The sequence below is a fragment of the Nitrospira sp. genome (genome assembly GCA_024760545.1).
In the GTDB taxonomy this organism is placed as follows: Bacteria; Nitrospirota; Nitrospiria; order Nitrospirales; family Nitrospiraceae; genus Nitrospira_D.
The window spans coordinates 2,478,029-2,492,185 of sequence record CP060501.1 but is presented as its reverse complement, the minus strand read 5'-3'; the positions used below and the strand labels follow the sequence as shown (position 1 = coordinate 2,492,185).

The following is a 14,157-nucleotide window of genomic DNA, read 5'->3' as shown; positions in this document are numbered from 1 at the left end:
GTGAGAGGCTCTTTGGCCTTGGAGAACCAACCATGAGCCATATGATCAAAGACGTACAGCAGAACCGCTCGATACGAAAACAGCGGTCACCTCAGGATGACCGTTATGTGGTACTCACATTGACCCCGAACAATCGATCTCGTGAAACGCATCAGGGCACAAGTCTAGAATGGAGGCACGGGCCGTCAGCGCAACCTTGCCCGGTTGTTGAAGCCCTTTTCCCTAGGCGACACTAAGGAAGTGTTAGGTAAATTGTTCGGCCTTGGCGTTTCAGCAAGAGCAAGACCGCTTGGTCCTTTGGTAACTTGCCAATGATCTGCCCAAAGGCCTTCGCCGACGTCACCGCCTGGCGGTTTACTTCCAGGATGATATCGCCCTCTCGGACACCCACTTCCTCAGCCGCACTCCCGGGCCGCACCCCGACAATGACGACGCCTCGTTCACTTGACTTCAAGCCATACCGACTAGCCAATTGTTCGGTCAGATCGCGAACCTCAAGACCGGACAGTGCTCCAGTGGGCGTGGCTGATTCGCCGTCGTCCTCCGCGTTTTGTGATAAGGATTTGGGTTGCTCCAAGATCGTGAGCTCCACTGCCTTCGGCTTCTTATCTCGAATGAACTTAATCATGACTTTTTTCCCCACCGGTGTCTGCCCCACGGCATTGCGTAGATGCGTCGGGGAATCCATCGGTTTGCCATCGTATTCCACGATCACGTCGGCTCGCTCGAATCCGGCTTTCTTCGCGGGGCTCTCGTCCATGACATCACTGACCAGCACGCCCTTTGTCTCCGTGACACCGAATTGAGACGCCAATTCCGGTGTCAGCTCCTGAATAGATACCCCAAGCCACCCGCGAACAACTTTTCCCGTTTGTACGAGCTGTCCCATGATGGACTGCGCCATGTTGCTGGGCACGGCAAATCCGATCCCCATGTTTCCGCCGCTCTGGCTGAATATTGCCGTATTAATCCCAACCAGCTCGCCCCGCACATTGACCAAAGCCCCGCCGGAGTTACCGGGGTTGATGGCTGCATCCGTTTGGATGAAATCTTCGTATTCGGCGATACCTGCGGCCCGCCCAAGAGCGCTGACGATTCCCAGGGTCACAGTCTGTGTCAGGCCAAACGGATTTCCCACGGCAAGAACAAACTCCCCGACCTCCAGTTTGTCAGAATCGGCCCAGGACACGGTTGGAAGCCCCGCCGCATCGATCTTGACGACGGCCACATCTGTCTTTGGATCGGTGCCGATCAGCTTCGCCTTGAATTCGCGTTTATCTGACAGGATGACACGGATTTCATCCGCCTTGCCCACCACATGATTATTGGTGATGATGAGTCCGTTAGAGTCGACGATCACGCCAGACCCAAGTCCTCCTTCTTTTCGTTCCTTCGGTTGTTCAAATTTCCGGGGAAACTCGTCGCCGAAAAACTTTCTAAACAAGGGGTCGTCAAACGGCACGGGCCCCGACCCTTGGGAACGACCGCTTTTGGTGGCGTAGATATTCACCACCGCCGGTTTCACCGACTTTGCAATGTCCACGAATGTTTGATTGCCGCCGCCCAGCACGGGCTGAGGGGCGGTCGAGACGGGTTTGGCAATGAGAGGAGGCTGAACTAGAGAGGAGACGTCAGAAACTGCGTGTCCGGTAGGCAACCAGCCAAGGTCAGAAGCAATCACAAATCCAATCATGATCCCAGCCGTCAACCATATTACGGGCACAAGCCAACTTCTGGGTCCACGAGGCGCTTTGCGGTCAAAATCTGTTTGATACATGGCGTCGACTCCTGGCACTGTGAGTCTGGATGAGTGCCCTACATTTCGCCGCCCGATCAGTGAAATGAAGGCACGTGAAATACTGTCAGTACTGCAACTGGCGGACCCGGAACTGGGCCTAAGCGGTTGTTTTGCGCAGTGGCGTGAGAGCATGTCCCTTTCATTTGGAGAGGGTTCGTAAGCAATGTGTGCCGCATAGCACTCACTTCCGAGATAACATCCGCTTCACGCAGTTTTTCATAATTCTCAGCAAAGCGAAGTCAAGAGGAGGGTGAACGGGAGCGGCTGATAACATTGTACGTATTTATGGGTTTCAGACCAGATATGAATATGTCGGTTATCCATCGAAGGAAAAAACCGTCCTGTGGGAATCACAACACAACACAGGAACGGCCCGTCTTGCTAAACGGGCCGTATCTGTGGATCGCAATGCATTGGCAGGAGCCTCGTTATGCCGCTTTCACATCGATGGTTTTGGCTTGGGAGTGAGCAGATTTCGGTAAGTGAACGTATAGCATCCCATCCCTAAATTCCGCCTTCACGAGTGCCACCTCGACCGAATCCGGGAGCGTAAAGCTCCGGAGAAAGCGTCCGTACGCCCGTTCAAGGCGATGAAATCGACGTCCGGGGCCCTTGGGCTCTTCCCTCCGCTCGCCTTGGAGGAAAAGCACTCTATTGTCGACGGTCACCCGTATATCCCGTTTGTTCACCTCTGGCACTTCTACTTTGAGGTAATACTCGGCGTCTGTTTCAAGGACGTCCACGGAAGGGTACCAATCCGGGACCGTCACCATTTCTTTGCCATCCACCTGGTGAGTTTCGGTCTGTTGATTTTTAGAATGTGACAAGAACCGGTTCATTCGCTCCGAAATGCCTTCGAGTTCACGGAGCGGATTCCAATGTGCGAGCTTCATATCGTTTACCTCCTTTCATCAAGTCCACTCTCGGTTTTATAGACTGCATCGTCGTGCCGAGAGCCTACAAGGAAATGAATAATCTCGTCCTCCCATGAATCAACTCCCTTGGATGAAATGGGTAGGGTTTCAGCGGAGGTAGTATTTTTACACGAAGGTGGGCGGAGCCGCTTGCGACGAGCGAACCCCGAAAAGTAGGCGAACTATTAGGCCGAGCCTTCTCCGATTTTCACATCGATCCGAGTACGGTGGACGTCTATGGAGCTTCCTCTGCCTTACTGTCCTCATCCAGGTTGAGGGTGAGAAGTCTGCCCAATGCCTGTTGCCTGGCACGTTGTTCCACTAAAACTGCTATATCGAAGAGACTCTGGTCATTCTCCTTATTCTCGAGCAGTCGCATACCCGACTGTAAGGCTTGGAAGGTGCGATCGAATACATTCAAATCGTGTACAAATTCCCCTTCCGCCTTCCGATCATGAGGAAACGCCTCCATGTGTTGCTGGAACCGGACGACCGCCCTCTCTTTAGAAGCGAGCAATCTCAGCAGCTGGTTTTGCCAGAGCGCCAGTCGGACCGTTTGAGTGGCCTCGTGGGGAATGACGGGTATGGCAATTAGACCAAATACGTCCCCCTCAAGCGCCGCCTGGGCCATCGAAAGGTCTCGTTGACAGACCGTTACGAGAAGAGGCGCGAGCAATTGATTCTTTTTCTTTTGGATGGAACGATAGGCTGGAAGCAACAGGGGGCTTACTACGACGGTATCGTAAGAAACGCTCTCGACCTTATGAGAGAGTTCCTCGGCGGAGGCACACGTGCCGATGGCGATATCGAGAATGTGGTCGAACAGCGTACAAGAGAGACGGTTGATCGTGCCATAATCATGTTCAGCAATCAGAACCGATCGTATGAGCCTCATACGTCACCAGAATGGCCTGACCGCGCCCTCCTTTTACCGTGCCATCCGGCGGCGCCTCGAGCACCGCCGGGGCCTCGTCGGCGGAGAGTGCCAGGGTGCTATTCTCATTGTTATAAGCCGTCACAGTATGAATAGAGCCGTTATGAAAGGGGCCACAATAAGCCAGGTTGCAATAAGTCTGTAGAGGAATTTCATAGTCAGCCACCTCCTTCATATATCTGCCCCAGATTGTTCAGTCGCTCTTCTCTACCATGCTCCAAATACTACATATGCGTGCGCTCTAAACGAGACATCGCCATCTGCTTGCTTTGTATTCCAGGAGTGGGCAATGGAATCGGGACTCTCAGCGTTTCTTGTCGACGGTACTGCTCCTGATCCTGCTCAAAGATTTGCTGGAGCTCGCGATCTGTGATCGTCAAGATCAAATCATAGAACTCGCGCCCTTGGTCTAGTTTATGAAACTGAGCCAAGACCGACATGGTGCTACCGTCTTTCCACACTGTCTTCTTCACGGAGGCGATATTGGGTCCAGCGTCATAATCTGTCTGCTCTGCCACTGCGGGCTCCCCATAGGCTTCCTGCAGTCTTTGGCGTAGCTCTTTAAACCCACCGGGCACCGCATCATAGTTGTAATGAATAGCCAATTCTCGGAGACGGTCATTGTAGAAGCGATATTCCACGCGTTGGACGGCGTGATCCTTCGATGGAAGTACGATGATACGTTGAGCGGGATCACGTCGATTCAGGGACACGCCTTTTGCATCAGGCACAATACGGGTCAGTTCAGACAACGTCATCCCCAACCGAGCGCCTTGAAATGAACGGGGAAGCACAGTTTCCCTTGTATCGCCTTGGGCGGCCAAGCCTGGACCCGCCAAGTTCCCCAGTAACAGACCAACCATCAACATCATGCCTAGCGCGACGGATTTCACTTGCATGGCAATGTCCTCCTTTCTTTGCCTCATTACACCGCTCCAGGACGGTTGCATGACTGCCAGCTGTTTGGTCCCGCCGGCGCCTGAATCCAGGACCGCCGGCGAAGACGAGTACGTGTCACTTTCTTTATTCACACTCGATCATGATCGAGCGTGGTTTTGCCTGTTCCCGCTTCGGGAAGGTAATCGTTAACAGGCCCTGCTTATATGAGGCCATCGATTTCTCATGGTCTGCATACTCCGGCAGGTTGAAGACACAGGAAAACGCACCGGCTCCGATCCCTTGCAAGTACCATCGTCTCCCCTCAGACTCGTTGCGCTTCCGTTCCCCCTTCACGCGGAGTATGTTGCTTTCTACCTGCACGGCGATCTGATTCGCCTCCAAGCCCGGAAGAGCCAACTGAACGGTGAAACCCTCTTCGTTCTCAAAAATATCGCAGGCTGGATTCCAGGACTGCGACCACCCATTCACAGATTGGATTGCGTCGTCCAGCAGATGATCAATTTGTGACTCGACCGATCGGTTAGGGAACAAGACAGGCAGTTGGTTTTCCCAAGACATAGCTCTACCTCCTGTGATCTATAAAAAATGATTATTGAAATCAGCTGGAATGAAGGACTGCGTGAAGGGCCGGAGTACAGCTCTATAACAGCTGGCCAGACAGTGAGCCCTTCACCAAGTCCATCCAGTCCAGCTTGTCAACTGCGCATTTAGTAATGTCGAAATTTCCCGAGTCAAGACCCTGTAGGTAGCAGATAAAAATCCGATGCAGATTGGTCGGGGCGAGTGAGAGGGCAAAAGGTTGGAGGACTGTTGAATACTCACCGAGCCCCTTTGCTCTTTGTTCCAATCCACAGACCCCAAACACCAGCTCATCAAGGGTCAGCTCGCTAAGATTCGTGTCGGCTTGGTTTTCGACAACCCACCGTAGAGCTCGATCAACCGATCCGCCGGGGCCATGCGCGGCCTCTACAGATGATCGGGAAATCATTGGGTTGGTGTTGGGGTTTCCTTTTTCGACGGGTACCCTTCTGACGGATGCTTTGTGTTGGAAGGCGGGGGCTAGTTCAAGGAGGGAGAGCGCTGGATATAAATGGCTAGTCGTAGAGGACTCCATGTGGCCACCCTGGCCTGCGACGAAAGGCGGGAGGGGCTCTTCTGCCAGAGGACTGTCAAGTGGATGCCCTATCCTGCTGTTTCCTGCCGTACCGTGCTGTCTCAAGAATGCAGCTAAATATGGGGAAAACTGCAGCGGTGCGACATGGTGAGCAACAGGAGGAGAGAAGCTGCGCTCCCTTCAGGATCCCGCGCCCTCACGGCTGTCCGGGTTCAAATCCCGGCTTCGGCACCAACCCTCTTTCCCCGTTTCTATCAGGGGTTTCAGCGGTTCTGTAGCCTTCACTGTGCTGGCCATAAGAGACGTTCGTCAGTTACTCGTCGATCTCATACAGCACCTGCGCATTCGCTATCGAGTTGAATCCATGGTACCTTAATCAACTAGTCATCCTGTCCTTCGCGCCTCGTTCTTTAGCCTTCTCCGCGCGAATGATCCTGTTCCCCATGACAGGTCTTTGGGCTTACTCCGACTCACTCAGAGCGCTGAGGACATCTGTATTGAAACGAAAGGAGTCTTGATGAGCCGTCTCAACTTAGAACCGCTCATGACATTTTCGGATGGATCATATCTGGCCATCAGCACGGAATGTTTACAAAAAGGCCACTTTTCCTGCTCCGTATATAGTGTCGTTGAAACGGGTGAATGCACATCGTTCCGTATCATCGTGAACCCCCTCCTCTCGGCAGCCACGTGTTTGAATGCCCAAGAACAGGCCTACAGCTGTGCCCTCCGCATCTATCCAGGCGCCGCCGCTGTCATGAAAAAACCACCCTATTTGGTCTGGCATGGGCCGCACTCGTCAGGGGTCCAGTGATTGACCGCGAGGTGCTGCTGACTAAACACATGACGGGCGACGTCGAGTAGCCATTTCTTCTTGCTGGTGATTTCAGGGTAGAGATTGCTCCTGTTGACTGTCTCTGAAATTGGGAGTAGCCTTAACAGGTTATACTCTCCACACACATCTTGCCGACGACTCCTGGATGGCCTACCGCCGACACCTTGTGAGAAAGGCGGTGCCTCTATGTTCGCGTTTACCGATCCTCCCTCTTCCCTGCGGATGGAACTTCAAGAATTCATCCGTTCCTGCGAAAACCTTCTGTCCTCAACGGTCTTCCCTTTCAATGTGCCGTTAGCACCAGATGAACGGCCTGTCGTTGAATATTACGTGGAAGAACTGAAGACCTACCTTCTCTCACCCCAGCGTCACTGACCAACGCTATGATGCAGTACCCTGTGAGGAGGCATGCGATGTCTGATTACCGGCAGAGTATTCGTGAGCATCTCGTGGCCAGCAAAAAGCTGCTCGAAACGGGAGACCTCTCAAATGATGAACCGGAGTCCTTGAGGAAAAAGATCGAGGGTCTATCTGCTCTCCTTGGTGAAGAAGGGACCAACGCAGAGCGATGACCGCTGCAGGAATAGCCCTGGTGTGATGCTCCTCCGGTTTCTATGGTCCTTTGGATGAATGATTGGAGTGCAGGAAACGAGAATGCTGGATTATAAGCATCGCAGGATCGAGTTGTTGCCGAGACGGCAAGCTGATGAGACCTGGCATTGCCAGTATCGCATTATTGAATTCCGACAAGTCTGCTGGGGGTACCACAATGGACGCACCAACGGCGTCTTCCGTTCCCGCGAAGAGGCCACAGCGGCAGCCCTGGAAGAGGCGAAGCATATCGTTGATTCACTCGAACCACCTGCACAATTTCCGTTGTCCCAGCCTGCATCGATGATAGGAACGTACGGGGACAGGGTGCGAAAGCTGACTTACTCGTTCGTTCAATCCTGGATCAAAGGGGGCGCATTGTAGGCTGCCATAACATACTGTCATCTCGATATATTTGCGGACAACTGCGGACGGGAGTAGTTCAACCATTCTCCCTACACATCCATCGCCCCCATCGGGGAAACCGAAATTGACCTGTGGCGAGTGCTCCAGGAATGGTAGTAACCCTGTTATGTGGTGCTCAACCATGTTTGGCAATGTGAGGAGGTTCCGCCCGTTGGTGTTGGAATCGGCGGTGATCGTCGGAATCCCAGCCGTCTACATGATGCGTTCCGCCAAGGTGTTGATGAACTGGGATTGACCCTCCTCCTGGAAGATCTTCGTCAGATCTTCAGGAAGCCGCTCGGCTGGTTTTGAGGGAAGCCGGCTATTGCTTAAACCGACATCCCATGTTCTATGAAGACCGCGCTCCCACTCACGCACCCATGCTCGAATCGATTCATGCGTCGCTGTTGTCGCGCGCTGTATCTCGCTAATGGATCGCCCGTCCTTCCATAGACGAAAGCACTCTTTTTTTGAGTTGTCTCTCTGCGGCATGCTACCTCCTAGAGTGTCGGGTCCTTGCTCAATCCACTGACTGCAAGTAACTGAAAACTAACTATGGAGATCTTCTAACGATACCGTGAGTCGGCAGACTCGAGCGTCGGCAGGCGGATGCTCATTTTCACCGCCTTGCGATCGGTCTCACCGTATTGAGGAGATGTCCAAGTAAAATGTATTCGTACCCATGCTGATTGAGGGTCTAGAAAAAGACGGAAGGGCGCGCAAATCAAGGCGCACACCCCGTTTATAGCAATAGATAGGAATCAATATCAATATATTGGGAACCCGAGGTCTTCTGTTGCGCTCCTGTCTCCTAAATCGGGCTTTTCATTGAAACTATGCCTATTTCACGTACACTCCGACAGACTGATTTTTCAGTGATGGTGTATGTTGAAGGGGGAGTATGGCCACGATATTGGTGATTGATGATGAGGCTCCCATTCGCACATTGTTATCGACGGCTCTTCAATCGGCAGGCCATGAGGCGGTGGAAGCGTCCAACGGGCGCGAGGGGGTCGACTTATATCGTCAGAGCCCGGTGGATTTGGTCATCGTCGATATTCTAATGCCTGAGTTGAATGGACTCGATACCATCATGGAGCTCACTCGCGAATTTCTGAATGTCAAAGTCATTGCCGTCTCCGGCGTGGTCGATGATCAGTCCATGCTTAGCACCGCCAGACTGTTGGGTGCACGACAAACGTTGCGCAAGCCCTTTGGAATGGATGAACTGTTATGGGCGGTCCGGTATGAGTTGGCGCACTAATTCGCTGGCTCAAAAAGGACGGTCAAGTGTGGCAGGATGGTCGGACGGAGAACATTTTTTGGACACGCTCTTTCTGTCGGCCATTGGAAGAAATATGTGGCCCATAATCCTATGGTGGAGACTCAGAAGCGATACATACCGACCTGATGATCCAGCAACAGCCGCTACGCGTCTTCTGCTGAATCGCCGACACCGATCGTTCGGCCCTGTCGTGCAAAGGGGCCGTTTAGACCCCTTCCGTCTTCATACCTCCGATGCGGCGACTGGCATAGCTTCTGCACTACAGGATCACGGAGACTTCTTCTATGGAGGGAAGGAGTTGTGGGATGCGTGGAGACTGGAGGACACGCCAATGCCCGACAATAGGGAACGCTGGATTGAGTTCGGCACAACACGATGGAAAGGTAACAAAGGATGCCCTGACGGGAGCTTGGCGTCCCGTGAAGAGGCACAAGCAGGCGCGCTAGATCAGGCACTACGGGTCATCGATTCACTCACGACTCCAGTCTAATCCCCATGTCGTTCAAGGCTCAGGAACAAGACGTCCATGGAATTCACCCAAAGGTGACAATGATACCTGATCGCCTCTGTACCTGGTGCAGCGTTCCCATGAAGAAACGGGTGGTCGGCGGCGACCAGTTCGTCCACTACACCTGTCCCAAATGCCTCTTCCAGCACACGACCAGACCGCGTCCCAAGGCGTAAACACCACCCGGATGACTGTCATGTCATGGCGAGCGGCTACCTATGCTGTCGTTTCCAGCTGTCTTGCGCTGCCGCAAGAATGCTGTTAAATACTGGCGAAACTGCGCCGGCATGACTTAGGGCGACACAAGGGGGATAGAGGCCTCGCCTTCTTCAGGGTCTGACGCCTCGCGAGTGTTTGAGTGTTCAATCCAGGCTTTGACAGCAACTTTCGCATGGCGCGTGCCGCGGACTCGTTATCGCTCCGTGGGCAGTGATCGTGAGCGTATGAGTTCCTCCAGTGGCTTCTATCCGTCAGAGTTGAACCGCTTCGCAGATGCCGACGAAGAACATCGTAACGAGAACAGCATTTTGGTGACATCTTCGCCTCGCGCAAGAATAGGCTTGCTCTCGTCTTACTCTGCTGTGGTGTAGGTAGAAGTGGAAGAGAAGAGTGTCTTGTTACTGAGTAATAGGAGGCTCAAGAGCCTGATGTTGTTCATAGTGTGCTCGAAGGTAGGTGCACGATGAGGCTTTTCCTGCTCGCGGTGATTTTGGTCGTCGCCGGTGCGACACCAGCGGCAGCACTGTCCGGTGATGAACCATATGATGCGCTACAGCGTGGAGAGTTCAAGCTCGCAGCAGGACTCTTTTACCCTTTGGCAGAGAAAGGAGATGCGCGGGCGCAGTACAACCTTGGATTGCTGCATGCCAGCGGTCTGGGTGTGGGACAGAACTACCAGTCGGCATTGAAATGGCACCGTCTGGCGGCGGGACAAGGCCACGCAGGAGCCCAGAACCAGTTAGCCCAGATGTACGCCAAGGGGGAGGGTGTTCCACAGGACTATATTCGTGCGCACATGTGGTACACGGTTGCGGCGGCATCGTCGAGTGGCGGTTCAAAAAATGAGTTGATGAAGGACCGAGACGTTATGGCTTCACACATGACTCCACCTCAGATCCAGAAAGCGCAGGAGATCGCGCAGCGTTGTCTGCAAAGTCAGTTCAAGAAGTGTGATTAGGAGAATCCTCCCGAGCAACTCTCCCTCTTGCCTCTTCCGCCCACCGTGGTTCAGACTATAGCCAACGGGTGCTTCATGAAGCGCCGATCGGGCACGAAATCGATAAGACTGGGGATCGCTCTCCTCGTCTTCATCATGCCTCCGCCGGGACGGGACCTGATCCTCTCTGCAGAGGCGGATGACACTGCTCTTGAGCGACCGGGCTTCTCGATTATTACCCGGGATGGCTCGGGCGATGCCGGTCAGTACAGCTCCGTGACCATCGGGGCCGACGGGCTGGTTCTCATCAGCTACTATGATGCCATCAACGGCGACCTGAAGGTCGCCCACTGCTCCAACCAGACGTGCACCTCCGCGACGATCAGTTCTCTGGACCGCACCGGAGATGTCGGTCGGTACACCTCCATCGCCACCGGAAGCGATGACCTGGGCCTCATCACGTACCATGACGCCACGAACGGGGATTTGAAAGTTGCGCACTGCACCGATGTCGCCTGTACCTCGGCCACGCTCACCGCTCTCGACCGCAATGGGAATGTCGGTCAGTACAGTTCCCTGACTATCGGTACCGACAAACTCCCCCTTATCACTTACTACGATGTCACGAATGGAGACCTGAAAGCGGCGCATTGCAGCGACGTCGCCTGTAGGGCGGCTACGATTACCACGCTCACGTTTCTCAAAGCCGAGGAAAATGTCGGTCTGTACACCTCGGTTGCTATTGCCGGAGGCCAGGGGCTCATCAGCTACTATGACGCGACCGACCACTACTTGAAATCCGCCCTCTGTCCAGACCTACCTTGTACGGAACCCACGCTCACGACCACTCCAGATAAAACCGGCGATGTGGGCCAGTACAGTTCCGTGGCGATCGGTATGGACAGTCGGCCGCTCATCGGCTACTACGATGCGACGAATGGCGATCTAAAAGTCGTGCACTGTGAGGAAGTGGTGTGCACGTCCGCAACGCGCACCGTTCTTGAGAGTGAAGGCGATGTCGGTCTCTACACCTCCACGACGATCGGCGCCGATGGCCTCGGCCTGATCAGCTACTACGACGCGACAAACGGGGATCTGAAAGTGGCCCACTGTGGCGACGTCGCGTGTACCTTCGCTACCATCGCCACACCGGACAGCATCGGCAACGTCGGAGAACACAGTTCCGTGACCATCGGCACCGATGGATTTCCCTTCATCAGCTACTACGACGTGACAAACGGGGATCTGAAAGTGGCTCACTGTGGCGACATAGAATGTATCTCTGCGACCGTGACTTTGCTGGATGGGGGAGCGATCAATGTAGGCGCGCCGTCTTCGATGGTGATGGGTCCTGATGGAAAGGGGCTTATCAGCTATCATGATGCGACGAAGGGCAACCTTAAGGTGATTCGCTGTGCCGATCTCGCCTGTGCCTCGGCCACGCTCACGACGATTGAAAGCCAGCACGATATCGGTCAGTTCACGTCGGTCTCGATCGGGACCGACGGACTCCCCTTTGTGGCGTACTACGATGCGACGAACGGCGATCTGATCATCATGCACTGCGCTGATCTTGCCTGCATTACAGGGACTCAAACCACGTTGGACGAAACGGGACAGGTCGGGCAGTTTCCGTCGATGACCGTCGGGGTTGATGGTCGAGGTTTGATCAGCTACTACGACGCCACGAACGGGGACCTCAAGGTCGCCCACTGTGCCGACATTGCCTGTAGCTCAGCAAAGGCCACCATACTCGCCAGCAAAGGTGACGTCGGTCAATTTACTTCGGTCACCATCGGAGCCGACGGCCTGGCGCTGATCAGCTACTATGATGCGACCAACGGGGACCTCAGGGTTGCGCATTGCGACGATCTCCCCTGTGCCTCAGCCACGCATAGTGTCTTGGACAGTTCAGGGCAGGTCGGTCAGTATAGCTCCGTGGTGGTTGGGTCCGATGGATTCGGCTTGATCAGCTACTACGACGCCACGAACGGGGACCTCAAAGTTGTCCATTGTACCGACCTTGCCTGTGGTTCAGCCAAGATCAGCACCCTTCACAGTCAGGGTGATATTGGTCGATTCACGTCGATGACCATCGGTCCTGACGGCCGAGGTCTGATCAGTTACTACGATGCGACCAATGGGGATCTCAGAGTCGCCCATTGCATCGATGTTGAGTGTCGTTCGGCAACCCACACTGCCGTTCAGAATGAAGGCGATGTCGGTCGATTCACGTCGATGATTATCGGGGTCGATGGCCGAGGCCTGATCAGCTACTACGATGTCACGCACGGAGACCTCAAGGTTGCCCACTGTTCCAATAGCCTGTGCCTCCCGCATCACCGCCGCTGAGAAGCATCCGGCACCGCAATCCTGGTGCACGTGGCAGAACTGATCTCTATGACGAGCGAAGACCTCGGATTTCTGCCAACGTAGTTTCTATTTCATCCGGTGAGTTGAGGAGACTCGGCGCGAGCCGAGCATATTGCGTCGCGTACGGCGTCATGCTCCCGACGATCTTACGCTGACGCAACTTTTCCACGATCTGACGAGGAGTCATTCCCGCTATTTCGAAACAGACGATCCCAGCCGAAAGATCCTGTGAGAGCGGTGTGTGGAGGGTGACCTGGGGCATGGCCGCCAAGCCCTGTTTCAGCTGTTGATTCAGTTCATAGATACGCTGAGTCACTTTGGATTTCCCGATGGCTTGATGAAACGCAAAGGCTTCATCCAAGGCCCAGCGATGTTCGAACGAGTGGAACCCGCCCGGAGTCATGTGAACGGATTGAGGGAGGCCTCTCGAGGAGGCATTCTTCATCCAAAGATCAAAAACCTGCGTATTGAAAGTTGGGATGGTGGCCTGGGCAATCGGCCAGGCCTGTGGGTGCCCCCAGACGAGCCCGGTCCCTCGCGGGCCGAACATCCACTTGTGAGTCCCGGCGATCAGAAAGTCGCACCCGAGCTCGGGGAGGCGGAAATCCTCAACCCCCAAGGCATGGACCCCGTCTACGCAGAAGATGATGCGATCCTGCTCGCCTCTCGAGCGATTGATGGATTGGATGACCTCAGCCATTTCGTGGATTGGCAGCTTGAGTCCCGTGCTGGAATGGACCCAGGTAACGGCCACAATGCGTGTGGCTGGGGTAATACCTTTTCGCAAGGAATCGACGATCTCGCCGCGAGATACGGTTTTGAGTGAACGATAGAGAGTGATTTGACGCACGACGGCGCCCGTGCGTTCGGCGCGAAGGCGTAGCGCAGTTTCTGTCGAGTAGTGATCGTGGGTCGTCGTCAAGATGTCCTGTCCTTTACGAAGCGCCAGCCCGCTGTAGAGCAGGCCCAGCCCCATCGTCGTGCTGTCGGTCAGCGCGATATCGATGGGTTCAACACCCAGATAATCGGCTGCAGCCCGCAGAACCTTGGCCTCCTGCTTCTTCTCATGCTTGTACCAGTAGCCAATGGGATCGGCATCCAGGCCGGCTCGGTGCCGTTCGATCGCCTCCCGCACCGGCGTGGGATGAGACGCCAGAAAGAACGCCGCCAAATGGATGAGCTTGGGAGACAAGCGAAACTGCGTCCGCAGATCATCCCAGCCCGAAAACTTGCTCTGGAGTGGTTGTTGATCAGCCAAGGCGCGATCGTACGCACTTGCCAGAACCGCTGCGCCTAAGGCCAATCCCGTCCGCACCAGGAAACCTCGACGTCCAATGTCGCTCA

Annotated in this window: 15 protein-coding genes; 7 read left to right on the top strand and 8 right to left on the bottom strand. The window is 54.5% G+C overall.

Going from position 1 to position 14,157, the window contains the following annotated elements; genetic code table 11:
• Positions 1-232 precede the first annotated feature (232 nt).
• The 6 genes from H8K03_11740 to H8K03_11715 form a co-directional block, all read right to left on the bottom strand.
• A complete protein-coding gene (locus H8K03_11740) occupies positions 233-1,723 on the bottom strand; it encodes a DegQ family serine endoprotease (protein ID UVT18507.1) in 1,491 nt (496 codons plus the stop codon).
• A gap of 503 nt (positions 1,724-2,226) precedes the next feature.
• Entirely contained in the window at positions 2,227-2,691 is a 465-nt protein-coding gene (locus tag H8K03_11735; GenBank protein UVT18506.1) for an Hsp20/alpha crystallin family protein, read from the bottom strand.
• Between the two features lie 256 nt (positions 2,692-2,947).
• The gene (locus H8K03_11730; protein ID UVT18505.1) at positions 2,948-3,607 is read right to left on the bottom strand and encodes a hypothetical protein; all 660 of its coding nucleotides are present in this window, start codon (positions 3,605-3,607) and stop codon (positions 2,948-2,950) included.
• The gene (locus H8K03_11725; protein UVT18504.1) at positions 3,576-3,821 is read right to left on the bottom strand and encodes a hypothetical protein; all 246 of its coding nucleotides are present in this window, start codon (positions 3,819-3,821) and stop codon (positions 3,576-3,578) included. Before H8K03_11725 ends, H8K03_11730 begins: the two co-directional genes overlap by 32 nt.
• A 49-nt stretch (positions 3,822-3,870) precedes the next feature.
• The gene (locus H8K03_11720) at positions 3,871-4,545 is read right to left on the bottom strand and encodes a hypothetical protein (GenBank protein ID UVT18503.1); all 675 of its coding nucleotides are present in this window, start codon (positions 4,543-4,545) and stop codon (positions 3,871-3,873) included.
• Between the two features lie 124 nt (positions 4,546-4,669).
• Positions 4,670-5,104 (bottom strand): Hsp20/alpha crystallin family protein, encoded by a 435-nt coding sequence (locus H8K03_11715; GenBank protein ID UVT18502.1) that lies wholly within the window; start codon positions 5,102-5,104, stop codon positions 4,670-4,672.
• 1,073 nt (positions 5,105-6,177) lie between these two features.
• Here H8K03_11715 and H8K03_11710 point away from each other — a divergent pair.
• From H8K03_11710 to H8K03_11700, 3 genes are all read left to right on the top strand, one after another.
• Positions 6,178-6,474, top strand: coding sequence for a hypothetical protein (locus H8K03_11710; protein ID UVT18501.1), 297 nt, complete (start codon positions 6,178-6,180; stop codon positions 6,472-6,474).
• A gap of 434 nt (positions 6,475-6,908) precedes the next feature.
• Positions 6,909-7,067 carry a hypothetical protein gene (locus H8K03_11705; GenBank protein UVT18500.1) on the top strand — a complete coding sequence of 53 codons (159 nt, stop codon included), beginning with the start codon at positions 6,909-6,911 and terminating at the stop codon, positions 7,065-7,067.
• Between the two features lie 82 nt (positions 7,068-7,149).
• Complete coding sequence (locus tag H8K03_11700; GenBank protein UVT18499.1) at positions 7,150-7,470, top strand: hypothetical protein; 321 nt, start codon at positions 7,150-7,152, stop codon at positions 7,468-7,470.
• 234 nt (positions 7,471-7,704) lie between these two features.
• On the opposite strand, the gene H8K03_11695 is transcribed toward H8K03_11700, so the two are convergent.
• A complete protein-coding gene (locus H8K03_11695) occupies positions 7,705-7,983 on the bottom strand; it encodes a hypothetical protein (protein UVT18498.1) in 279 nt (92 codons plus the stop codon).
• A gap of 409 nt (positions 7,984-8,392) precedes the next feature.
• On the opposite strand from H8K03_11695, the gene H8K03_11690 reads away from it, so the two are divergent.
• The 4 genes from H8K03_11690 (at position 8,393) to H8K03_11675 (ending at position 12,792) form a co-directional block, all read left to right on the top strand.
• Positions 8,393-8,755 carry a response regulator gene (locus tag H8K03_11690; GenBank protein UVT18497.1) on the top strand — a complete coding sequence of 121 codons (363 nt, stop codon included), beginning with the start codon at positions 8,393-8,395 and terminating at the stop codon, positions 8,753-8,755.
• 352 nt (positions 8,756-9,107) lie between these two features.
• A complete protein-coding gene (locus H8K03_11685) occupies positions 9,108-9,266 on the top strand; it encodes a hypothetical protein (GenBank protein UVT18496.1) in 159 nt (52 codons plus the stop codon).
• A 700-nt stretch (positions 9,267-9,966) separates the two neighbouring features.
• On the top strand, positions 9,967-10,461 hold the full coding sequence (locus H8K03_11680; GenBank protein ID UVT18495.1) for a sel1 repeat family protein: 495 nt from the start codon (positions 9,967-9,969) through the stop codon (positions 10,459-10,461).
• 75 nt (positions 10,462-10,536) lie between these two features.
• Positions 10,537-12,792 (top strand): hypothetical protein, encoded by a 2,256-nt coding sequence (locus H8K03_11675; GenBank protein ID UVT18494.1) that lies wholly within the window; start codon positions 10,537-10,539, stop codon positions 12,790-12,792.
• A 46-nt stretch (positions 12,793-12,838) separates the two neighbouring features.
• Here the strand turns inward: H8K03_11675 and H8K03_11670 are convergent, their stop codons facing one another.
• Positions 12,839-14,149, bottom strand: a complete 1,311-nt coding sequence (locus H8K03_11670; GenBank protein UVT22456.1) for an aminotransferase class V-fold PLP-dependent enzyme — start codon at positions 14,147-14,149, stop codon at positions 12,839-12,841.
• Positions 14,150-14,157 lie beyond the last annotated feature (8 nt).